General features: G+C 65.2%; 21 protein-coding genes and 3 pseudogenes. 11 read left to right on the top strand and 13 right to left on the bottom strand.

What is annotated here, in order from left to right; translation table 11 throughout:
- Nucleotides 1-14: 14 nt before the first annotated feature.
- A complete protein-coding gene (locus ASD34_RS16990) occupies nt 15-581 on the top strand; it encodes a thioredoxin family protein (protein WP_414929880.1) in 567 nt (188 codons plus the stop codon).
- A 1-nt stretch (nt 582) separates the two neighbouring features.
- Nucleotides 583-711, top strand: coding sequence for a hypothetical protein (locus ASD34_RS28490; protein ID WP_268810577.1), 129 nt, complete (start codon nt 583-585; stop codon nt 709-711).
- 13 nt (nt 712-724) lie between these two features.
- On the opposite strand, the gene ASD34_RS16995 is transcribed toward ASD34_RS28490, so the two are convergent.
- Nucleotides 725-1468 carry a response regulator gene (locus tag ASD34_RS16995; protein WP_056579748.1) on the bottom strand — a complete coding sequence of 248 codons (744 nt, stop codon included), beginning with the start codon at nt 1466-1468 and terminating at the stop codon, nt 725-727.
- 175 nt (nt 1469-1643) lie between these two features.
- On the bottom strand, nt 1644-2591 hold the full coding sequence (locus ASD34_RS17000) for a LysR substrate-binding domain-containing protein (RefSeq protein WP_056579750.1): 948 nt from the start codon (nt 2589-2591) through the stop codon (nt 1644-1646).
- A gap of 150 nt (nt 2592-2741) precedes the next feature.
- Between ASD34_RS17000 and ASD34_RS17005 the strand changes: the two genes are divergently transcribed.
- The 5 genes from ASD34_RS17005 (at nt 2742) to ASD34_RS17025 (ending at nt 9227) form a co-directional block, all read left to right on the top strand.
- A complete protein-coding gene (locus tag ASD34_RS17005) occupies nt 2742-3767 on the top strand; it encodes a tripartite tricarboxylate transporter substrate binding protein (protein WP_056579752.1) in 1026 nt (341 codons plus the stop codon).
- A gap of 2 nt (nt 3768-3769) precedes the next feature.
- Nucleotides 3770-5251, top strand: coding sequence for a M81 family metallopeptidase (locus ASD34_RS17010; RefSeq protein WP_056582460.1), 1482 nt, complete (start codon nt 3770-3772; stop codon nt 5249-5251).
- Nucleotides 5252-5383: 132 nt separating this feature from the next.
- Nucleotides 5384-5800, top strand: a complete 417-nt coding sequence (locus tag ASD34_RS17015) for an organic hydroperoxide resistance protein (RefSeq protein WP_056579754.1) — start codon at nt 5384-5386, stop codon at nt 5798-5800.
- 121 nt (nt 5801-5921) lie between these two features.
- The gene (locus ASD34_RS17020; protein WP_056579756.1) at nt 5922-7286 is read left to right on the top strand and encodes an ATP-binding protein; all 1365 of its coding nucleotides are present in this window, start codon (nt 5922-5924) and stop codon (nt 7284-7286) included.
- Nucleotides 7287-7421: 135 nt separating this feature from the next.
- Nucleotides 7422-9227: a cytochrome c biogenesis protein DipZ gene (locus ASD34_RS17025; RefSeq protein ID WP_056579758.1), complete on the top strand. Its 1806-nt coding sequence runs from the start codon at nt 7422-7424 to the stop codon at nt 9225-9227.
- 191 nt (nt 9228-9418) lie between these two features.
- Here the strand turns inward: ASD34_RS17025 and ASD34_RS28305 are convergent.
- The 6 genes and pseudogenes from ASD34_RS28305 to ASD34_RS17045 all read right to left on the bottom strand — a co-directional run.
- Nucleotides 9419-9622: pseudogene (locus ASD34_RS28305) on the bottom strand (alpha/beta fold hydrolase); the annotation flags it as partial.
- 180 nt (nt 9623-9802) lie between these two features.
- Nucleotides 9803-9907 (bottom strand): alcohol dehydrogenase catalytic domain-containing protein, encoded by a 105-nt coding sequence (locus tag ASD34_RS28600; protein ID WP_414929881.1) that lies wholly within the window; start codon nt 9905-9907, stop codon nt 9803-9805.
- Complete coding sequence (locus tag ASD34_RS28310) at nt 9879-10073, bottom strand: hypothetical protein (RefSeq protein ID WP_235510098.1); 195 nt, start codon at nt 10071-10073, stop codon at nt 9879-9881. Before ASD34_RS28310 ends, ASD34_RS28600 begins: the two co-directional genes overlap by 29 nt.
- A gap of 92 nt (nt 10074-10165) precedes the next feature.
- The gene (locus ASD34_RS17035; RefSeq protein WP_056579762.1) at nt 10166-11581 is read right to left on the bottom strand and encodes an aldehyde dehydrogenase family protein; all 1416 of its coding nucleotides are present in this window, start codon (nt 11579-11581) and stop codon (nt 10166-10168) included.
- 48 nt (nt 11582-11629) lie between these two features.
- Entirely contained in the window at nt 11630-12646 is a 1017-nt protein-coding gene (locus ASD34_RS17040) for an alpha/beta fold hydrolase (protein ID WP_056579763.1), read from the bottom strand.
- Nucleotides 12647-12861: 215 nt separating this feature from the next.
- A complete protein-coding gene (locus ASD34_RS17045) occupies nt 12862-13680 on the bottom strand; it encodes an alpha/beta fold hydrolase (RefSeq protein ID WP_056579765.1) in 819 nt (272 codons plus the stop codon).
- Between the two features lie 586 nt (nt 13681-14266).
- Between ASD34_RS17045 and ASD34_RS17050 the strand changes: the two are divergent.
- The 4 genes and pseudogenes from ASD34_RS17050 (at nt 14267) to ASD34_RS17065 (ending at nt 15902) form a co-directional block, all read left to right on the top strand.
- Nucleotides 14267-14708 (top strand): annotated as a pseudogene (locus ASD34_RS17050) (Rrf2 family transcriptional regulator).
- 2 nt (nt 14709-14710) lie between these two features.
- Nucleotides 14711-14911, top strand: a pseudogene (locus ASD34_RS17055) (thioredoxin reductase); the annotation flags it as partial.
- A gap of 11 nt (nt 14912-14922) precedes the next feature.
- Complete coding sequence (locus ASD34_RS17060) at nt 14923-15597, top strand: class I SAM-dependent methyltransferase (protein ID WP_056579767.1); 675 nt, start codon at nt 14923-14925, stop codon at nt 15595-15597.
- A 32-nt stretch (nt 15598-15629) separates the two neighbouring features.
- Nucleotides 15630-15902 (top strand): hypothetical protein, encoded by a 273-nt coding sequence (locus tag ASD34_RS17065; protein ID WP_056579769.1) that lies wholly within the window; start codon nt 15630-15632, stop codon nt 15900-15902.
- Between the two features lie 372 nt (nt 15903-16274).
- Here ASD34_RS17065 and ASD34_RS17070 read toward each other — a convergent pair whose 3' ends face one another.
- The 5 genes from ASD34_RS17070 to ASD34_RS27575 all read right to left on the bottom strand — a co-directional run bounded on the left by ASD34_RS17070 (nt 16275) and on the right by ASD34_RS27575 (nt 19180).
- The gene (locus ASD34_RS17070; protein ID WP_056579772.1) at nt 16275-16622 is read right to left on the bottom strand and encodes a hypothetical protein; all 348 of its coding nucleotides are present in this window, start codon (nt 16620-16622) and stop codon (nt 16275-16277) included.
- Nucleotides 16623-16754: 132 nt separating this feature from the next.
- Nucleotides 16755-17213: a MerR family transcriptional regulator gene (locus ASD34_RS17075; protein ID WP_056579773.1), complete on the bottom strand. Its 459-nt coding sequence runs from the start codon at nt 17211-17213 to the stop codon at nt 16755-16757.
- Nucleotides 17210-17620, bottom strand: a complete 411-nt coding sequence (locus ASD34_RS17080) for a nuclear transport factor 2 family protein (RefSeq protein WP_056579775.1) — start codon at nt 17618-17620, stop codon at nt 17210-17212. The genes ASD34_RS17075 and ASD34_RS17080 overlap by 4 nt, the downstream gene beginning before the upstream one ends.
- A 385-nt stretch (nt 17621-18005) precedes the next feature.
- On the bottom strand, nt 18006-18488 hold the full coding sequence (locus ASD34_RS17085) for an AAC(3)-I family aminoglycoside N-acetyltransferase (RefSeq protein WP_056579777.1): 483 nt from the start codon (nt 18486-18488) through the stop codon (nt 18006-18008).
- 461 nt (nt 18489-18949) lie between these two features.
- Complete coding sequence (locus tag ASD34_RS27575) at nt 18950-19180, bottom strand: hypothetical protein (protein ID WP_157609699.1); 231 nt, start codon at nt 19178-19180, stop codon at nt 18950-18952.
- Between the last annotated feature and the right edge of the window lie 617 nt (nt 19181-19797).

Consider the following 19797-nt stretch of genomic DNA (forward strand, 5'->3'; position numbering starts at 1 on the left):
GGCTCGCAGTGACCATGAAATCCCATGTGCTTCTCGGCATGGCTGCTGTCGCGGCCTCGGTCGGCATACTCACTGCGGCGGCACCGCCGTCTGGAGGCGACATTGCCTCCAGGGCCGCGGAGATGGCACCCGAATTCCAGAACATCGACCAATGGCTCAACTCCCAGCCGCTGAAGCTGCAGGAACTTCGCGGCAAGGTCGTGCTCGTCGACTTCTGGACCTACACCTGCATCAACTGTCTCAACCACTTGCCCCATGTCAAGGAGTGGAACGAGAAGTACAAGGACAAGGGCCTCGTCGTCGTGGGAGTGCATACGCCGGAGTTCGCGTATGAGAAGTCCACGAAGAACGTGCAGGACGCCATCAACCGGTTGCAGATCAAGCATGCCGTGGCGCAGGACAACCACTACGCCACCTGGAAGGCCTTCAATAACCAGTACTGGCCCGCGGTCTACCTGATCGACAAGCAGGGAAAGATCGTCTATTCGCACTTCGGCGAAGGCAGCTACGGCACCACGGAGAAAAAGATCCAGGCTCTGCTGGCCGAGCAACCGTTGGCGTCGCCATCGACAGGAGGCTGAGATGAAGAAGCTCTGGTTCGCACTCCTCTTCTTTACGGGCGGAGTCGCACATGAAATGCGAAATCCCGTGAGTTGCCAATGCATCACCGCCCGTGAATTTGTGGGCGCCCGCAAACGCAATCGTACGTGAAGCGGCGGGACGCTCAGTCGTCCCGCGCCTCGATCGACGAGGCGAACACATAGCCTTCGCTGCGTACCGTCTTGATGTAGCGGGGTTCGCGCGCATCCTCGCGCAGCCGCTGCCGCAGGCGGCTCACCAGCAGGTCGATCGAGCGCTCGAAGAGTTCGGCTTCGCGGCCCTGCGTGAGGCTCAGCAGCTGGTCGCGGCTCAGCACCTTTTGCGGATGGTCGAGGAACACGCGCAAGAGCCGGTACTCGGCGCCGCTCAGGGCCACCATCGTGCCGCTGTGGTCCAGCAGATGGCGCGCCACCGTGTCCACCTGCCAGTCGCCGAAGGCCAGCTTCTGTGAGGGCTCCACCGTGCCCATGTTCGGCGGCAGCATCCGCGTGCGGCGCATCACGGCGCGGATGCGCGCGAGCAGTTCGCGCGCCGAAAAAGGCTTGGCCAGGTAATCGTCGGCGCCCATCTCCAGGCCCAGGATGCGGTCGGCCTCTTCGCTGCGCGCGGTGAGCATCAGGATCGGCGTGGCCTTGTACTTGCCGGTGCGCAGATCGCGGCAGAGCGTCAGCCCGTCTTCGCCCGGCAGCATCAGGTCCAGGATGATCAGGTCGAAGGGCCCCGACTCCTCCAGCGCCGCGCGCATGTGCCGGCCGGTGGGCACCGCCACCACGCGCAGGCCGTTCTTGACCAGGTAGGTCGTGAGCAGTTCGCGGATTTCCCGGTCGTCGTCGACGATGAGGATGTGGTCGGATGTCTTTGGGGTCATGACAGTGGGTGAGGTGTGATGTGCACCGCAGCGCAATGTATCCGGCCTGCAGCGAACGGACAGGGGGTTTGTATTCGCAAGTATCTGGCAGCGAGCGGCGCGACACTATGTTTCGCCTCTCGCTCGGCCGGCCTGCCGGCGCAGCGGCCCGGATGCCCCGCGACCGCTGGGCGTTTCAGCGGCGGCGCTCCTTCTTTGCGGCGGGGCGCTTTGCGGCGAACACCGAGAAGTTCTGTCCGATCTGCGCGAGCAACCGGTTGGCCGCGACCGGCAACGGCCGCCCCTGGCGCACCACCAATCGCACCTGCGCCGACCTGCACAGCGGGTGCGCAAGGTCGAGCGCAACGAGGTGCCCCGCCTCGATCTCCGGCGCCGCCGCGAGGCCCGCGCCGATGAAAGTCACGCCATCGGTGGAGCGCACGAAGCGCTTGAGAGCGATCACCGAGTTGCTGCGCAGGCTCGGGCGCAGGTTCACGTGCTCCGCGTACTCCAGCAGCTCCACGAGCCGCCCGACGCCGTAGCCCGGCGGCATCAGGCCCAGCGGGTAACCGGCGATCTGCCGTATCTGCAGCGGGCCCGCGATCTTCGTCAGAGGATGCCCCGCGCGCACCAGCAGTTGGGCGGGCGCGGCGGCGCTGGCGAAGAACTCGAGCTGCGCATCGGACTGCGGGTTGTAGGCCAGACCGATGTGCGCCGCATCGCTCACCACCTCGGCGATCAGCTCGCTCGCGGGCAGCGCATCGAGCACTACCGAGAGCTTCGGGTGCGCCGCGCAAAACGGCGCGACCACCTGCGCCAGCAACCCGTCGACGAAGCCCTCACTGGCGACGATGCGCACGGTGCCCGCGTCCATCGACTCGATCGCGCGCAGCCGCTCGATGAGTTGCTCCTGGTGCGCTTGGCAGCCGCGCCAGTACTCGAGCAGGTGGAAGGCGGCATCGGTCGGTGCGACGCCGCGCGCCTGCCGCTCGAAGAGCAGCAGGCCCAATTCTTCTTCCAGCAATGCGACCTGCCGCGTGATGACTGAAGGCGCGGTGTTGAGCGCATCGGCCGCGCCGCGGATCGAGCCGTGAACCAGCACTTCGTGGAAGTACTTCAGTCGCTTCTGGTTGATGTCACGCATGGCGTTCGCTCCTCGCAATCGTTGCCTGGCAGGCAACGAAGTGGTCAAAAAGTTGCTGTTGCTCGAACAGATGCTACCCCGAACAATTTGTTCCACGCGATTCCCCGCGTCCACCGCCCGCTCCACGCAGTCTGGAAAGAAGAGGATCCCATGAGAGACATTCCGAAGACCCCCATCGCCCGCGCGTTCGCGGGCATCGCCGCCCTTGCGGCCGCGCTTGTCGTCAATGCGGCGACCGCCGGCCCGGCGCTCGCCGCGGAGACTTTTCCGTCCAAGCCGGTGACCATGCTGGTCGCTTTCCCGCCCGGTGGCCCCGCCGACGTGCTCGCGCGCGCCATGCAGCCGTCGATGGCGAAGTTGCTCGGGCAGCCGCTCATCATCGAGAACCTGCCGGGCGCAGGCGGCGCACTCGCCGTGCAACGTCTTCTGAGCAAGCCGGCCGACGGCTACACGCTCATCATGGGGTCGCCCAACGAGGCGATCCTCGCACCGCTGTCCAACGCATCGGCGAAATACAAGCCCGAGGAGCTCGCGCTGATCGCGCCGATCTCCACGCACCCGCTGGTGGTGATGGCGCGCAACGACCTGCCGTATGCGTCGCTCGAGGAGCTCATCGCCGCCGCGAGAAAGCCCGGCAGCCAGAGCCTCACTTTCGGCAGCCCGGGGCACGGCTCGATGTACCACATCGTCTCCGAATACCTGGCGCAGACCACGGGCGCCAAGCTGCTGCACGTGCCCTACAAGGGCGCCACGCCGATGATGCAGGATCTGGTCGGCCAGCAGATCGACATCACGATCCTGCCGAACCTGGGCGCCTCGATCCAGCTGCTGGAGGGCCACAAGATCAAGGCCATCGACGTGCTCGACACGCAGCGCATGCGCACGCTGCCCGACGTGCCCGCCATCTCCGAAGGAAACGTTGCGAAGAAGAGCGAATTCGTGCATTCGGTCTGGCTGGCCGTGATGTCCAAGGCCGGCATTCCGGACGATCGGCTGCGCGTGCTGCTGCAGGCCTCGCAGCAAGCCATCCAGTCGCCCGAGATGGTCAAGGCGCTGGCCCTGTCGGGCACGGTGCCCATGAAGCCGCAACCCCTTGCCGACTCCGCGAAGTTCTACGTCCAGGAGACGGAGAAGTTCAAGAAGATGGCCCGCTCCATTCAACTGACCGCCCAATGATGATGAACATCCTCGTCGCCGGTTTCCAGCATGAGACCAACACCTTCGCGCCCACCGTGGCCTCGTACGACAGCTTCGTGCGCGGCGAAGATTTTCCGGGTCTCGTGCGGGGCGAAGGGCTCTTCGGCCTGCTCAATGTCAACCTGCCCGCGAGCGGCTTCATCAACTTCGTGCGCGAGAAGGGGCATGCCGTCACGCCCGTCATCTGGGCCGGCGCGGGCGCCTCGGCGCATGTGACCACCGATGCCTACGAGCGCATCGCGGGCGAGATCATCGAAGCGGCGAAGACGGCATCGTTCGATGCGATCTACCTCGACCTGCACGGCGCGATGGTCGCGCAGCACCTCGATGACGGCGAAGGTGAACTGCTTGCGCGCATCCGCGCGGTGGTGGGGCCGCAGATGAAGATCGTGGTGTCGCTCGATTCGCATGCCAACGTCACCACGCAGATGCTCTCGCTCGCGGATGGGCTAGTGGCGTATCGCACCTATCCGCACATCGACATGGCCGACACGGGCCGCCGCGCCGGCGAGCTGCTGCTCGCCCTCACCGGCAGCGACGCACCCGCCCATCGCGTGGCACGGCGCGTGCCGTTCCTCATCCCGGTGAACAGCATGTCCACCATGATGCAGCCCGCGCGCGGCATGTACGACCTGCTCGAAGAGCTGGAGAAGGAGGGCGTGCTCTCGCTCTCGTTCGCACCTGGCTTTCCGGCCTCCGACTTCGCGCAGTGCGGCCCGGTGGTCTGGGGCTACGGCTTCGACGCGGCGCGTATCGAGCGGGCCATCGATGCGCTGTTCTCCCGCATCTGCCATCCCGAGCACCAATGGGCGGTGCACTTCGAGGAACCCGATGCCGCGGTGCTGCGCGCGATGCAGGTCGCGCAAACGGCCACGCGCCCGGTGATCCTCGCGGACACGCAGGACAACCCCGGTGTCGGTGGCGACTCCAACACCACGGGCCTGCTGCGCGCGCTCCTGAAGCACGGCGCGCAGGATGCGGCGCTGGGCCTCATCTGCGATCCGGCCGCCGCTGCTGCAGCGCATGCGGCGGGCGTGGGCGCATGGATCGACATCGCACTGGGCGGCTGTCCGCAGGTCGAGGGCGACGCACCGCTGCGCGGCAGTTTCCAGGTCGAAGCGCTGGCCGACGGCAAGTTCGTCTACGGCGGTCCGATGATGAACGGCAAGGCCTCCGACCTCGGGCCGATGGCGTGCCTTCGCATCGGCGGCGTGCGCATCGCGGTGAGCTCGGCGAAGGCGCAACTGCTGGACCGCAACATGTACCACCTCGTCGGCATCGCGCCCGAGCAGATGAAGATCCTCGTGAACAAGAGCTCGGTGCACTTTCGCGCCGACTTCGCGGCCATCGCCCAAGAGATCCTCGTGGTGCGGTCGCCCGGGCCGTTCATCGCCGATCCGTCGCAGCTGCCGTGGCAAAACCTGGCCAGGGAAATGCGCACGCGACCACGCGGCGCGGGCTGAAATCCGCCCGGCCGTGAAACGTACTGTGTGGGTTTCTTGGGCAGATACAAAGGCATACGCAAGGTGCACCCGTCGGCGGGGAGCGACCCAACAATCCGGTCCGTTCCCAACCAACCCTTCCAAGGAAACACCATGACCTCCACCGAAAAGATCCTCTACACCGGAAAGACCCACACCACCGGCGGCCGCGACGGCACCTCGACCAGCAGCGACGGCCGCCTGGACATCAAGCTCTCCTCCCCCGGCGGCCCGGGCATCGGCACCAACCCCGAGCAACTCTTCGCCGCCGGCTGGTCCGCCTGCTTCATCGGCGCGATGGGCCTGGCCGCCGGCAAGCTGAAGATCAAGCTGCCCGCGGACCTGGCCGTGGACACCGAGGTGGACCTGGCCCACACCGACGGCGCGCACTTCCTGAAGGCCCGCCTGAACGTCAGCGTGCCCGGCATCGAGCGCGACGTCGTCCAGTCGCTGGTGGATGCGGCGCACGAGACATGCCCGTACTCCAAGGCCACGCGCGGCAACATCGACGTCGCCATCCAGGTGGTCTGACCCCGAGACCTCACACACAACAGGCCTGCACGGGTAATGTTCCATGTCGCTGCTTGCTGCTGAACACACTGCGATACATGCGAGGGGCTTTCCAACGAGGCCCGGGTCTATAAACGAGCCCATGTCCACCTCACCCGCTAGCCCCGTCGTCGTGAATCCTTCTGCCGGCAAGACCGGCAGCCTGCGCCGCCTGGCGCCGCGATCGCTGTTCTCCCGCGTGACACTGATCATCGTGGTGGGCCTGGCGATCGCCCAGCTGCTCACCTTCGCCGCCATCCGCTACGAGCGCGATATGGCGATGCGCGAGCTGATGATGATCGGCATCGAGCGCGACATCGCCAGCTCGGTCGCCATCCTCGACCGCCTGCCCGCCGCCGAACGCCCCGCCTGGCTCGAGAAGCTGGAGCGGCGCAACTACCGCTTCGTGCTGGGCGGCACGGCCCAGGGCGTGGCGCCCCAGTCGCTGCTGTCGCAGCAGTTCGCCGCCGCCATCGTCGATGCGATGCGCCCATTCGAGATCGTCAAGGTCGGCGAAGTGCTGCAGCCGCCCGAAGGCCTGGAGATTCAGGTGCGCATGACCGATGGTGCCTCGGTGGTCGTGCATGCGCGCCGCGTGGGCATGCCGGTGTCGCGCTGGGTCATGTGGCTGCTGGCCATCCAGCTGCTGGTGCTGGCCGTGTGCGCCTGGGTCGCCGTGCGGCTGGTCACGCGGCCGCTGGCCGAGCTGGCAGCCGCCGCCGACGACCTGGGGCCCGACCTGAAGGCGCACAAGCTCGCGGAAGAAGGCCCCACCGAAGTGGCGCACGCCGCGCGCGCCTTCAATGCGATGCAGCAGCGCATCGGCGGCTACATGTCCGAACGCGTGGAGATCCTCGCGGCCATCTCGCACGACCTGCAGACGCCGATCACGCGGATGCGGCTGCGCACCGAGATGATGGACAACGAACACGACCGCACCAAGTTCCGCCAGGACCTGGACGCGATGAATTCGCTGGTGCGCGAAGGCGTGACCTACGCGCGCACGCTGCACGGTGCCACCGAGCCGCCGCTGCGCATGGATGCCGATGCGCTGCTCGAAAGCATGCAGGCCGACTACGAGGATGCCGGCAAGACGGTGCACCTGGAAGGCAAGGCGGGCGCGCCGATCGTGGGCCGCCCGAACGCGATGCGCCGCATCGTCATGAACCTGATCGACAACGCGCTGATCTTCGGCAGCGATGTGCGCGTGCGCGTGCAGGCCGGCGAGGGGCAGTTGGCCATCGCCGTCGTCGACAACGGCCCCGGCATTCCGCCCGACGAACTGGACGCGGTGCTCAAGCCCTTCTACCGCGTCGAGAGCTCGCGCAACCGCAGCACCGGCGGCACCGGCCTCGGCCTGGCCATCGCGCACCAGCTGGCGATGGCGATGGGCGCCGAGCTCAAGCTGCAGAACCGCTCCGAAGGCGGACTGGAGGCACGCCTGACCATGCCCACGCGAATCACCTAGAGGAAAGCGGGCCGCGCACGCCGCAGCCGTTTCCATTCCATCTGCTTCCTGCAACCCGCGGCTCGTACGTCGAGACCGTGAAGCCCCCGCACGCCCCGACCGTGCGCTTCGACCACCACAGACGAGACCCGAACCATGCTGCTCCTTCTGATTGCCTACCTCGGCGGAGTGCTCACCATCCTGAGCCCCTGCATCCTGCCGGTGCTGCCCTTCGTGTTCGCGCGGGTCGACCGTCCGTTCGGCTCGCACGGCCTGCCGATGTTGCTGGGCATGGCGGTGGCCTTCGCCGCCATCGCCACGCTGGCAGCAGTGGGCGGCGGCTGGGTGGTCACGGTCAACGAGTACGGGCGCCATGCCGCGATCGCGATGCTCGCGCTGTTCGGCGTGACGCTGCTGTTCCCGAGCCTGGCCGACCGCATGAGCCGGCCCCTGGTGGCGCTGGGCATCCGCCTGGCCGAAGCGCAACCCGAGGACCAAAACGCAAAGGCTTCGGTGTTCTCGCCGCTGCTGCTGGGCGTCGGCACGGGCCTGCTATGGGCGCCGTGCGCGGGACCGATCCTGGGGCTCATCCTGACGGGCGCGGCGCTCAACGGCGCGAGCGTCGGCACCTCGGTGCTGCTGCTGGCTTATGCGGCCGGTGCATGCACCTCGCTGGCGGCGGCGCTGCTGCTCGGCGGGCGCGTGTTCGCGGTCATGAAGCGGTCGCTGCACACGAGCGAATGGGTGCGCCGCGGAGCGGGCGTGGCCGTTCTGGTGGGCGTGGGCGCCATTGCGTTGGGGCTGGACACCGGCGTGCTCAGCCAGCTCTCGGTGGGCACCACCTCGGCACTCGAACAAGCACTCGTGGAGCAGATCGACATGTCCAAGCCGCAACCACCATCCAGACCACTGGTCGAATCGCCCTCGCAGCAGCAAGACACCGGCTTCGTCAAAACGGCTGCCGTGCTCCCCGAACCGACGCCCGTGCGCAGGCTCGGCATCGAAGGCCAGTTCCCCTCGCTCGCCGGCGCGACCGAATGGATCAACTCGCCGCCGCTGACCCCCGAGGCTCTGCGCGGCAAGGTCGTGCTGGTCGACTTCTGGACCTACTCTTGCATCAACTGCCTGCGCACGCTGCCCTACGTTCGCGCCTGGACCGAGAAGTACAAGGACGCGGGCCTCGTCGTCCTTGGCGTGCACTCGCCCGAATTCGCGTTCGAGAAGCGTTCGGCCAACGTGCGCAAGGCGACGAAGGACCTCGGCATCGATTTCCCGGTGGCGCTGGACAACGACTTCAAGATCTGGCGCGGCTTCGACAACCAGGCCTGGCCCGCGTTCTATTTCATCGATGCAGAAGGCCGCATCCGCTATCACCAGTTCGGCGAGAACCAATACGACAAGGTCGAGCAGATCCTCCAGCAGTTGCTGGCCGAAGCCGGACAGCGCAACCTGCCGGATGGCGTGGTTGCACCGAAGGGCGAGGGCACCCAGGCTGCGCCGGGCAACAAGCTCGCGATGTCGGGCGAGACCTATGTGGGCGCAGAGCGGGCACAAGGCTTCGCATCGCCCGGCGGTCTGGTGAACGGCCGTGCGCATGTCTACCAAAGCCCCGTGATGCTGCGCACGAACCAGTGGGCGCTCGCCGGCGAATGGACGGTGGAGCCCGAGCGCGCCGTGTCCAACCGGCCTAACGGCCGCATCGCCTACCGCTTCCAGGCGCGCGACCTGCACCTGGTGCTCGGGCCGATGACCGATGGCAAGCCGGTGCGCTTTCGTGTGCTCATCGACGGCAAGGCGCCTCTCGCGGACCACGGCACCGACACCGATGCAGAGGGCTACGGGACGATCGAGGCGCAAAAGCTCTACCAGCTCGTTCGCCAGACGAAGGGCGAGAAGGAGCGGCTGTTCGAGATCGAGTTTCTGGACGGTGGGGCTCAGGCGTACGCCTTCACGTTCGGCTGAAGTCGCCGTCGGCGTGTAAGTTGACTGGGCGTCCATGGATTGGACGCCCCTTTCCCTTTTCTTTACCCACAGTGTTCAGCGATGCTGCAATGTTTGCCGTGAGCTTCGCGACCCGCGCCAGCCCGGATCGGGATGCTGTCGCCGGTCGGGCCTGCATTGCTGAGATAACGTTTTGTAGATGTCGCCCTCCAGGCCTTCGCGAATGCCGGCAAATCGGCGTCGACTTCGCCCTTGTGGGTCGTGCACATGCCGTGGGGCGCGCTTTTGTAGACTTGCAGGAGGGCGTCTTTCACGAGTTTGGCCGATAGCAATGCGGAGTCGGCGAGGGGTACGATCTGGCCGTCGTCTGCGTGCAGGATCAGCGTGCAGACGTCGATTCTCTTCAGGTCTTCGCTGACGTGGCTGCGTGGACAAAAGCGATCACCCGGCTGGACCGGGTAAAAATTGGTGGCGAAATGGCTGGCAGTCAGCCCCTGCCTCATCACCGAGGCAGCGATCTTTTCGTCGATACCGTCGGGGACGGACACCAGCGGATCAACCGGGATGGCGATCTTCCGCGCGTCGCTGCCGGGTGCTTAGACGCAGGCCACACGTTGACCGACCGCGACGCCGTCAACACCTTCGCCCACGGCCTGCATGCGGCCTGCGCCCTCAACGCCCAGGATCTTCAGATTGGGCATTTCTGTCTATGCCATGCCCTGACGCACCGATGTCCATGAAGTTGACGCCGGCAAAAGCGATGTGCACCGGGACCATCCCTGGGGCGGGTAGTGGGTCCGGCTGATCCACATGAGCCAACACGCCGACATCGCCGGTTTGGTTCATCGCAACTGCTTTCAGTGCCATTCCTTATTCACATTGAGGTTCGAAAGAAGGGTTGGCGCCGTTTGGAAGCGATCTTGCTCACGCCGCACGTGGGTCCGCCTGCGCGAGGCTGTTCACAAGGCAATGGTCTTGGGCTCCAGGAACGCTTCCATGCCGAAGAGGCCGAACTCCCTGCCGATGCCCGACTGCTTGAAGCCGCCGAAAGGCGCAATCAGCTCTGGCGCGATGCGGTTCACCAGCACCGAGCCCACCAGCAGCCTGGAGGCCACGCGCAGTGCGCGCTGCGGCTGCGAGGAGAACACGTACGCCTGCAAGCCATACGGCGAGTCGTTCGCAATGGCGACGGCTTCGTCCTCGTCGCCATAGCCGATCACCGAGAGCACGGGGCCGAAGATCTCCTCGCGCGCAATGTCCATGTCGTTGTGTACGTCGGCGAACACAGTCGGCCGCACGAACCAGCCCTTGTCGAAGCCCTTGGGCCGGCCCTCGCCGCCGGCCACGAGCGTGGCGCCCTGGGCCAGCCCGCGGCGGATGAAGCGCTGCACGCGCTCGAACTGCGCCCGGCTCGCAAGTGGTCCGACCGCGGTGGCGGCATCGCGCGGATCGCCTACGCGCATGGCGGCCGCGGCGGCTCGCAGGTGGCCGATGGCCTCTTGCATGCGCGAGGCCGGGATGAGCAGGCGCGTGCCGGCCACACAGGCTTGGCCGTTGTTCATGAAGGCGGCGTTCAGTGCCATGGGCAGCACGGTGGCCAGGTCGGCGTCGTCCAGCACCACGGTGGCCGACTTGCCCGAGAGCGCAAGGCTCACGCGTTTCATCGTCTCCAGGCCCGCGCGTGCGATGAGCTTGCCGGTCTGCGTGGAGCCGGTGAACGAGATCTTCGCAATGCCCGGACTCGTGGAGATTTCATCGCCCACGTCGATGCCGCGCCCCAGCAGCACGTTGACAGCGCCGGCCGGCAGGCCCGCATCGTGCAGCGCTTCGGTCACCACCTGTGCTTGCAGTGGTCCCAGCTCGCTGGGCTTGACGACCGATGCGCAGCCCGCGGCAATGGCCGAAGCCAGCTTGCTGCAGATGCTGCCCGCGGCGCTGTTCCAGGGCGCAATGAGACCAGCAACGCCGACCGGCTCCATCATCACCGTGGCTTCGCCCATGCGACGTTCGAAGGCGTAGTCTTTCAGCATCAGCGCCGTGCTGGCGAAGCATTGCGAGGCGTAGTTGCTGACCCATTGCGAACGCGACAGCGGGCCGCCGTACTCCTCGATGGTGGCGTCGCGGATCTGGTCGGTGCGCGCGAGCACGGCGGCTTCCAGGCGCCCGAGCATCTCAATCCGCTGCGCCCGTGTGCTGGCCGCCATGGCGGGCTGGGCCCGGTTCGCGGCGTCGATCGCACGCTTCGCATCTTCGCGATTCGCGAGCGTGACCGTGCCGATGACTCGCTCGGTCGCGGGATTGGCGACGTCGAGCCGCTCGCTGCCCTGCACGGACACGAAGGCGCCGTCGATGTACGCCTGATGGAGGCTCCACATGGTCGTTTCCTGTGTTTTGAGAAGGTTGTTTGCCAACCGAACGGCGCTTTACCCGCGTGCAACGTCAATCACGGCCTTCGCAAAGGCCTCGGGTGCTTCCTGCGGCAGGTTGTGGCCGATGCCGCCGCTGACCAGCCGGTGCTCGTAGCGGCCGGAGAATTTTTTCGCATACGCACCGGGTTCCGGATGCGGCGCGCCGTTGGCGTCGCCCTCCAGCGTGATGGTCGGCACGCCGATCACAGGAGCTTTGGAGAGTCGGCTCTCGAGCGCCTGATACTTGGCTTCTCCTTCGGCAAGGCCAAGGCGCCAGCGGTAGTTGTGGATCGTGATGGCAACGTGGTCGGGGTTCTCGAATGCCACGGCGCTGCGATCGAACGTGGTCGCATCGAAGTTCCACTTCGGCGACGCAAGTTGCCAGATGAGCTTGGCGAAATCGTGGCGATTCTTCTCGTAGCCCGCGCGGCCGCGCTCGGTCGCGAAGTAGAACTGGTACCACCATTGCAGTTCGGCCTGCGGTGGCAGAGGCGTCTTGCCGGCCTCCTGGCTACCGATCAGGTAGCCGCTGACCGAGACCAGCGCCTTGACCCGCTCTGGCCAAAGCGCGGCCATGATGCAGGCTGTGCGCGCACCCCAGTCGCAACCCGCCACGGTGGCGTTCTGGATCTTGAGCGCATCCATGAGCGCGATGATGTCGACGGCAACCACGGACTGCTGCCCGTTGCGTGGCGTGTCGGCCGAGAGGAACCGCGTGGTTCCGTAGCCGCGCAGATACGGCACGATGACGCGCAAGCCCGCCGCTGCAAGCGCAGGCGCCACGTCGACGAACATGTGAATGTCGTACGGCCAGCCGTGCAAGAGAATCACCGGCGCGCCGTTGGCCGGACCAGCCTCGTAGTAGCCGATGTTGAGAGTTCCGGCATCAATGCTCTTGAGCGGTTCGAGGCGTTTGAGCGCACCGGAGGTCTGGGCGAAGACCGGCGTGACCGCTGCGAGTTGGGCAGCCGCAGCGCTGAGCGCCGTCGCAGTGAGGAAGGTTCTACGGGGAAGTTGGAAGGACGATGTCATTGGAATCTCCGAAGGGGCAGGTGTGAGTGGAAGGACTGGCAGGTGCAAATGTTGCCCCGCAGGATCAGCATTCGGCCGATGCTTCGTATCGCTGTGTGTCTACCGCCGTTTTTTCGACAATACATTTCGTATGTCCAAGCATTGGGTGCGGTGAACGGCCCATCGACATGCTGTTTTGTCGACCTGCGTGTCGACGAGCCGCCGCAGGAGTGCGCCTATCGGCTCGCGGCTTCAACGATGAGCTTGGCGACCACGTCGGGTTTCGACGTCATCACCACGTGCGATGCGCCCTTGACGACCACCGTCTTCACTGACTTGGCGCGCTGGGCCATGAAGGCCTGCGCCGCCGGCGGAATGTTCTTGTCGCCGTCGCCGTAGATGAACCAAGAGGGCACCGTCTTCCATGCGGGTTCGCCGGCCGGCTCGCCGAGCGCCGACTCGGCGATGGGACGCTGCGTCGCGGCCATCAGGCGCGCAGCGGCGGCTGGCACGTCAGCCGCGAATTGATCGTGGAACCTGTTCTTCAGGATATACAGATCCTTGCCGCCATCGGCGAGCGCAACCGGTGGTGCCAGCGCGGGCCCGAGCGTGCTGCCGGGAAACTTCCCGGCGAGATCGGCGGCCGACTCACCGGCTTCGGGTGCGAACGCGGCGACGAAGACAAGCGCCTTCACGTTGTTCTTGCCGGTGGCGGCGCTGGAGATCACAGAGCCGCCGTACGAGTGGCCCACCAGAACCACAGGTCCCTTTACCGCATCGACGACGCCCGCAACGTAGGCCGCGTCGGACTTGACGCCGCGCAACGGATTTGCGGCAGCGATCACTGGATAGTGCTGCGCCTCAAGCTTGCGGATGACGTCGTCCCAGCTCGACGATTCAGCAAAGGCGCCATGCACGAGCACCACTGTGGGTTTGGTTCGCTGCGCAGTGCTCGCGGTCTGTGCCGAAGCACTGAGCGTGGCGAAGGCGCCGGCCAGTGCCATGAGGCCGACGGCGGCAATGGTGCGGGTAAAGCGGCGGATCAGGGTTTTCATTTTGATTTTCCTGCGGTTGAAGTGGGGGCATAGACGAGTGATCGCCCTTTGCAACTCGTGACGAGCGTGGTGAGGGCAAAGCACGGCCGCGTTTATAGGGCGCGCCTCCAAGCGAACGACAGATGCCTGTATGCCACTGTGTCTGCGGGCTCGGGGGACATGAAGAATTACGCGAATGCGTTGCGGGCAAGGATTTCTTCGCTGTCACCGTCAACGCGGAAAGTGCTGCGCGGGAGACACCAAAGCGCTCGCCAATGAAACGCAATGCGAGTTCCGGCGGCCTAGATACACACGCATCCGCAGATCAGTTCGAGCATGCGTTGGCGGCGAAAAATCCGGACGCTCGGGCGCTGCGAGGTTTCGCACTTCGCAGCAGTTCTTAACTCACACGGCTTGTCTTATGAATCGACGCAAAACGCAACAGGTACCCACATCGGAGAAAGCTCATCGAGCAACGCTTCAGCCGGGCCAAGACGGTGCGAGGCAGGCGTCGCCACTGTCTTGAATGTCAGTCGACAAGACTCGACGGGAGCCGCAGGTCAAATCTTTCTTGACGCAAGACTTCAAATGAAACATCATTAGTTACATGAAACGAGATGGCCGCCTGTCTTCCGTCCTACATGTGCTGCTGCTATGGCCGAGCAGCATGGTCCCGTCACTTCTGACACCTTGGCCCAACGCTTGGGCACCACCCCGTCGTCGTCCGGCGCACCATGGGGTGCCTGCGCGAAGCGGCCATCGTGACTTCGGATCGAAGTCACATGGGTGGATGGCGCATCGATGCCGACCTTGGCTCCATCACTCTCGCCAATTGCACCAGGCGCTGGTGCGAGCCGGCCATGTTTGCCATCGGCAACCACAACGAGACACCAAAGTGCCTGGTCGAGCAGGCGGTGAACGCCGCGCCCGAAGGCACGTTTGCCGAGGCTGAGGAGCTGCTGCGCAAGCGGTTCTCGGAGATCACCTTCGCTGATCTGGCCGCGGACTTGGCGCGCCGGCATGCGGCTGCACGACGCAAAAGGATCTGAGCATGCACCACGACGTCATCGTCATCCACGGGCGCTATGCAGGAATGGCCGCCAACTTGCAACTGGTACGAGCGCGCAGGTCTGTGCTGGTGATCGACGCGGGCGAGCGGCGCAACCGCTTTGCCAGCCATTCGCATGAATTTCTCGGCCAGGATGGCGTGCCTGCCGGCGAGCTCGCGGCGAGCGCGCGCCAGCAGGTCGAAGGCGGCATCTGATGACCCCGTTTTTCGACCCGGCGGCCGTATCGAGCTATGCAGAGAGGACCGCGAGGATAGTGCCCGGCCTTCGGGACTTGCACAGGATGGCGGGTGTGCTGCTGGCTGAACGCGCGCCTGCCGACGCACGCATCCTGGTGCTCGGCGCCGGCGGCGGGCTCGAGTTGAAGGCCTTGGCCGAGATGCAGTCCGCTTGGCACTTCGACGGCGTGGACCCTTCTGCCGAGATGCTCGACCTGGCCCGCACGACCCTCGGACCTATGACGCCTGTTGTGCGGCTGCACGAAGGCTATATCGACAGTGCGCCCATCGGGCCTTTCGATGGCGCGACCTGTCTTCTCACGCTTCACTTTCTGCCCTCGGCCGAACGCCTCGGAACCTTGAAGGAAATCCACTTGCGGCTCAAGCCCGGGTGCCCCCTTGTCGTTGCGCACCACAGCTTTCCCAGCGAGGATCCTGTCAGGGACCGATGGCTCGCGCGCAATGCAGCGTTCGCGGCTGCTTCCGGCGTGCCTATGGCACAGGCCGAAGGCAGCATCGCAGCGATCAAGGAGCGGCTACCCGTACTTTCACCCCAGCAGGATGCCGATCTGCTTCGCGAGGCCGGATTCACTGATATCGAACTTTTCTATTGCGCGTTCACCTTCAAGGGCTGGGTCGCCCGCAGACCATGAGGGATCAGGCCAACTGGCCGCCTGGTGGCGCGATGTCAGCCTTCGCATCGCCCTGGGAAGTTGCCGCCTTCTTTCGATGGCTTGCCGGTTCCTACCGTGGCATTCAGAATGATCGGCAGCTTGCGCATGCAAGCCACGATGGCAAGCGCAAGGTCGTCGAGATCGAGCAGTTGCAGGAGCGACTGGCGCAGAACAAGGCGCAGCTTCTGGTGGCCATCGAACGCGTCCGGAACCGCCCTGAAGAACTGGCGTGCGCCGACCGCCCCTTCCAGGTGCTGAATCAGCTTCGCAAGAAGAGCGCGTGATCGGAACTCGTCACTGGCCGCTGACGACTGTAGCCGTCTGGGCTAAGACCCGCCCTGACGCAATCGGGTAGTCATCAGAGCACGATCGCAGTCGCTGCTTGACGTGAACGGCCAGCGGTCCGATTGGATTCACGCCCCGTCCTCCCAACCGTAGCTTTTCTGGCTCAGGCAGCGCCTCGCGAACTCATTCGGTCAATGTTGCATGACCGGAATAGCCCAAGGCTCTCATTGCCAATCGAGTGCCGAGCTTTTTTGGCGACTTCTCGCTTCGGTAGATCAGGCCCCATTTTTCCCGAAGTTTCGCCTTGCCTCCAGCCCGTGCCAGCATGCAAGCTGCGTCTTGGCGCCAGACGCGAACTCTCATCCGAGCGTTCAGATGCCTGGCGCCGACACCACAGGCACCGAGGGGTCCCGGTGGAATAGCTGGATATACGCGTACCACCCGGACTCGCCGGAGCACATGGCCATCGATGCAGAGGCCATATGCGTCTTGTGCTCTGGGGCCTGGTAGATGAGGTCAACGATCGCGCGCCACAGCTCGCCCGCATTCCGCGTTCCGAAAGTGAAGTTGAAGTCGGCGCCGCCGTCTGTGCCGCTGTCGAAGGCATGGTGTTGCACCAGTTCTGCACGACCCGCCAACGCGGTGAACAGCTCAGTGAGTCGGGCGAGGTCGATACCGGGTGATTTCTCTGGCTGTATCTGGACCGTGATGGACTTCACGATGGCCTCCGTTCAATCTGCGCCGGACAGCAGCCCAAGGCGTCGCGAAGACTCGCCGCGACTTCTCGCCAAGCCCACCGCATGATCGTCGGGCTTCACCACAGCGCTGCTCGCGATGGAGACGCAGGTGCGTCAGGAGTTCTCGGCATGACGGCCTCGCGACGTTGCCGCTGGTGGAATGGAAGTACCGCTGTACGGTGTCGGCAGTGGCGGCGGCTGACCGGTGGCCAGCCACTCGTCGTAGAAAGCGATCTTGCCGTCGATCAATTCGAGCGACTGCCGCCACTGTGCGATGGTGGCCTCTGCTCGCGCTCGGTGGGCTTCCAGCAGTTCCTTCCTCTGCCGGAGGCTGCTGCGGCCCTGACGCACCAGCGCGGTGTACTCGCGCATCTGCGCGACCGACATGCCGGTGGTGCGCAGCCTGTCGATGAGCTCCAGCCAGCTCACGTGGGTGGCGTGGTAAACGCGGCGGCCGCCCGCATCGCGCGCGACCCCGGGGATGAGCCCCTGCGACTCGTACCAGCGGATCGTGTGCACGCTGCGGCCAGTGCGTGCGGCCAGATCGCCAATGCTCAAGCCACCCTCGTTCATACGCCCGGTCTCATGGGCGGCACCAGCACCGATTCGGCCAGCGCGGTGTCCATGTACTCGGTCAACTCCTTGAGCTTGCTGTCTTCGAGACGGCAGACATAGCAATACTGGTTGTGATACGGCTGCCCAGCCTTCGTCGTGACCTTGCCTTGGCATTCGATCACCACGTGGTCGCCTTCGGCGACGAAGCGCTGGGCGGTGTTGGTGTAGCGGTCGGCGAACTGCGCCATGAGCGGCCCAAGCAAATCCTCGAGGACCGCCCGTTTGCCACAGTAGCTGCCGCGCCAAGGACCGCCACTTTTGAAGGTCCAGCAGAAATCCTCGGCCATCGCGTCCACGAGTGGCCGGCCGTTGCCGATCGCGAGTTGCGAAAAGATCTTTTGCATGAGCACCTTGTTCGTTTGCATGGTCCAGCTCCGGTGAAAAAATGAATGGAGTTGGGATTGGGCCAGCTAGAGCGCACTCTAAGTCAAGTGGCAATCGTGCTGGGGACCTGCCCGCAAACCCGGCAAGCTTGCGGCCCCCACTTCTGTTCCGCCATGGGGTGCTCTTGATCAGCGCGCGCCCAAATTGGCCGACGGCACCAAGCATCCGGAGGTCCGGCCAGGACACCGGTTCTGGCAAGGAGCGCATTGCGCGTGTCGCATCCCTTGAGTTCTTGAGTTCTTGAGTCACAGGCGAACCGAGAACCTGTGGGACGTGACTCGTCCATGCGCCCAGTCCGTTCGGAGGTTGGCTGAAACGCAGTCGCCGATCGCAGCCGCCGACGCGTGCCGAGACAGACCTGATGAATCAAGTCCTCGGTGTTGGCCGCACCGGGATATCGAAATGCAGCACGTCCTCGCGCGCGCCGAGCTTTGCGTACAAGGCGACCGCCGGCTCGTCGGGAGGGTCCGCCTGGACGAAAATCACCCAGGCCCCGCGCCTGGCACCGATGTGCTGGAGCTCGCGGATCAACGCCGTCGCAACCCCTTTGCGCCTGTGCGCGGCTGCGACGGCCAGGTCATAGATGTAGATCTCGCTGCGCTCCTGCTCGAACTTCTTCAGCTCGTAGGCCGCGAGGCCTGCGATGACTTGTGTCCCCTCTCGGGCGACCAATGCAATGAAATGGTCGCTGTCGAGCAATTGCCGAAGGTAGGCTGGCCGGGGACGGCTGGCACCGTAGGTTTCCGCGTCGTCGAAGGCTTCGCCGAAAACGGCCAGCAACACATTCATCAGCGGCCCGTCATCGGCACGAAGCTGCTGGATCACGTGGCTGGCTGGCGCGGACATCATGCCATCTTAGCGATTCCCGCGCCTTCAGCGCGATGCTGCAGGGTTCAACTCGCAGGGTCGCCGCAAGGGCCGATCACTGCCTTGAGATCGACCTCGGCAGCCGACTTCGAAGCGCGAGCGTCGAACCCGCTTCGCACACAGCAAAGGTCCGCGCGTCAGTCTTGGCTCGACATGGCCAAGCCCCTCGGACCGCGGGCACCGCGCCGCTTGCGCGGCCAGTCGTTCAAGAGATGGCCGTCCATTTCTGGCACGCCGGACTCGAGATCCACAAGTCATCGCTGTAGGCAGCGAGGAACTCGAGGGGTGACACCACTGGCATGAAGCCCATGTCGCTGATTGCCCGCTTGGGTCAGGCGACACGACAAACGTCCCCCTTGGAAGGCAGCTTCGGACGTCGCTTGACAGCCGCGGCCACGCAACTCGCCAACCCGCGCATGCCGAGGTGGCTGCTGCGCAGCGCGCTATTCCTTCCTCCAGCCGGAACCGGATGAAGCCCGCGGTGCAAGGTTTGTACTCACGGTATCGGCGCTCACGGGCCAGGCGGACAGCTCGACCTGCGCAGGTCCGGCCGCACGTTCGCGCTCGATCGCAAGGCGCAGGAGTGCAATGGTGCCAATCAAAACGGCGATGGCAACAAGAACGATCAATTCGCCGTTGGGCGAGCGAGGTGAATGCCGACCACGATTTTTCATCTCGACCTCCTGGGGGTTTTGGAGAGGATTTTCCGAAGCGGTGAAGCCCGTCCATGTCGGACGAGGGGGAACCGTGTTGTCTCAGAAGGTCGATGGCGAGCGTGGGAGGCGCTGCCTCCAACGACATTTTCTGCACAAGGGCAGCGCAGGCCCGGGTGACCAGAGAATGAGCTACGCGACGCGCAGCCGCACTTCGGATGGTCGAACTGCCAGCCTGCCAGCGGCGGGATGCGCGGAAGCGTCGAATTGCCATTTGTGGCCGACGGGTCGACCTCGGCCGTTGCGACGCGTGTAGCGGTTTCACCTCGGTGGCCACGACACGCGCTGGCGATACTGTTCGGGTCGACATGACGAAAGGCTGGTGCAACCCGGCCGAGGGCACGATCTTCATGACGTTCGGTCGCCCGAGACAAGGGGGAGGGGACGGGAAGGAACCTTGTCGAGATCGGCACGGCAGGCGGTAACCGCGTGGCTATCGGGTTCACTGCCGCTGCGACCGCCTACGCGTCCTCGATTGTCAACAGCCTGTCCGGCCCGAACGCGGTCTCCACTGGGCGCCTCACGTGGCGGCAAGCTTGACGGTGCGCGGCGATAGGCCTCGCAGGAGAGGCCCGTCG

The organism is Variovorax sp. Root473, from assembly GCF_001426505.1.
GTDB lineage: Bacteria > Pseudomonadota > Gammaproteobacteria > Burkholderiales > Burkholderiaceae_C > Variovorax.

Bases quoted from the DNA above. Each gene is read 5' to 3' on its own strand.
- ASD34_RS16990 (WP_414929880.1), top strand. From the start codon at position 15: ATGAAATCCCATGTGCTTCTCGGCATGGCTGCTGTCGCGGCCTCGGTC.
- ASD34_RS28490 (WP_268810577.1), top strand. From the start codon at position 583: ATGAAGAAGCTCTGGTTCGCACTCCTCTTCTTTACGGGCGGAGTCGCA.
- ASD34_RS16995 (WP_056579748.1), bottom strand. From the start codon at position 1,468: ATGACCCCAAAGACATCCGACCACATCCTCATCGTCGACGACGACCGG.
- ASD34_RS17000 (WP_056579750.1), bottom strand. From the start codon at position 2,591: ATGCGTGACATCAACCAGAAGCGACTGAAGTACTTCCACGAAGTGCTG.
- ASD34_RS17005 (WP_056579752.1), top strand. From the start codon at position 2,742: ATGAGAGACATTCCGAAGACCCCCATCGCCCGCGCGTTCGCGGGCATC.
- ASD34_RS17010 (WP_056582460.1), top strand. From the start codon at position 3,770: ATGAACATCCTCGTCGCCGGTTTCCAGCATGAGACCAACACCTTCGCG.
- ASD34_RS17015 (WP_056579754.1), top strand. From the start codon at position 5,384: ATGACCTCCACCGAAAAGATCCTCTACACCGGAAAGACCCACACCACC.
- ASD34_RS17020 (WP_056579756.1), top strand. From the start codon at position 5,922: ATGTCCACCTCACCCGCTAGCCCCGTCGTCGTGAATCCTTCTGCCGGC.
- ASD34_RS17025 (WP_056579758.1), top strand. From the start codon at position 7,422: ATGCTGCTCCTTCTGATTGCCTACCTCGGCGGAGTGCTCACCATCCTG.
- ASD34_RS28600 (WP_414929881.1), bottom strand. From the start codon at position 9,907: ATGCCCAATCTGAAGATCCTGGGCGTTGAGGGCGCAGGCCGCATGCAG.
- ASD34_RS28310 (WP_235510098.1), bottom strand. From the start codon at position 10,073: ATGGCACTGAAAGCAGTTGCGATGAACCAAACCGGCGATGTCGGCGTG.
- ASD34_RS17035 (WP_056579762.1), bottom strand. From the start codon at position 11,581: ATGTGGAGCCTCCATCAGGCGTACATCGACGGCGCCTTCGTGTCCGTG.
- ASD34_RS17040 (WP_056579763.1), bottom strand. From the start codon at position 12,646: ATGACATCGTCCTTCCAACTTCCCCGTAGAACCTTCCTCACTGCGACG.
- ASD34_RS17045 (WP_056579765.1), bottom strand. From the start codon at position 13,680: ATGAAAACCCTGATCCGCCGCTTTACCCGCACCATTGCCGCCGTCGGC.
- ASD34_RS17060 (WP_056579767.1), top strand. From the start codon at position 14,923: ATGACCCCGTTTTTCGACCCGGCGGCCGTATCGAGCTATGCAGAGAGG.
- ASD34_RS17065 (WP_056579769.1), top strand. From the start codon at position 15,630: ATGTCAGCCTTCGCATCGCCCTGGGAAGTTGCCGCCTTCTTTCGATGG.
- ASD34_RS17075 (WP_056579773.1), bottom strand. From the start codon at position 17,213: ATGAACGAGGGTGGCTTGAGCATTGGCGATCTGGCCGCACGCACTGGC.
- ASD34_RS17080 (WP_056579775.1), bottom strand. From the start codon at position 17,620: ATGCAAACGAACAAGGTGCTCATGCAAAAGATCTTTTCGCAACTCGCG.
- ASD34_RS17085 (WP_056579777.1), bottom strand. From the start codon at position 18,488: ATGATGTCCGCGCCAGCCAGCCACGTGATCCAGCAGCTTCGTGCCGAT.
- ASD34_RS27575 (WP_157609699.1), bottom strand. From the start codon at position 19,180: ATGAAAAATCGTGGTCGGCATTCACCTCGCTCGCCCAACGGCGAATTG.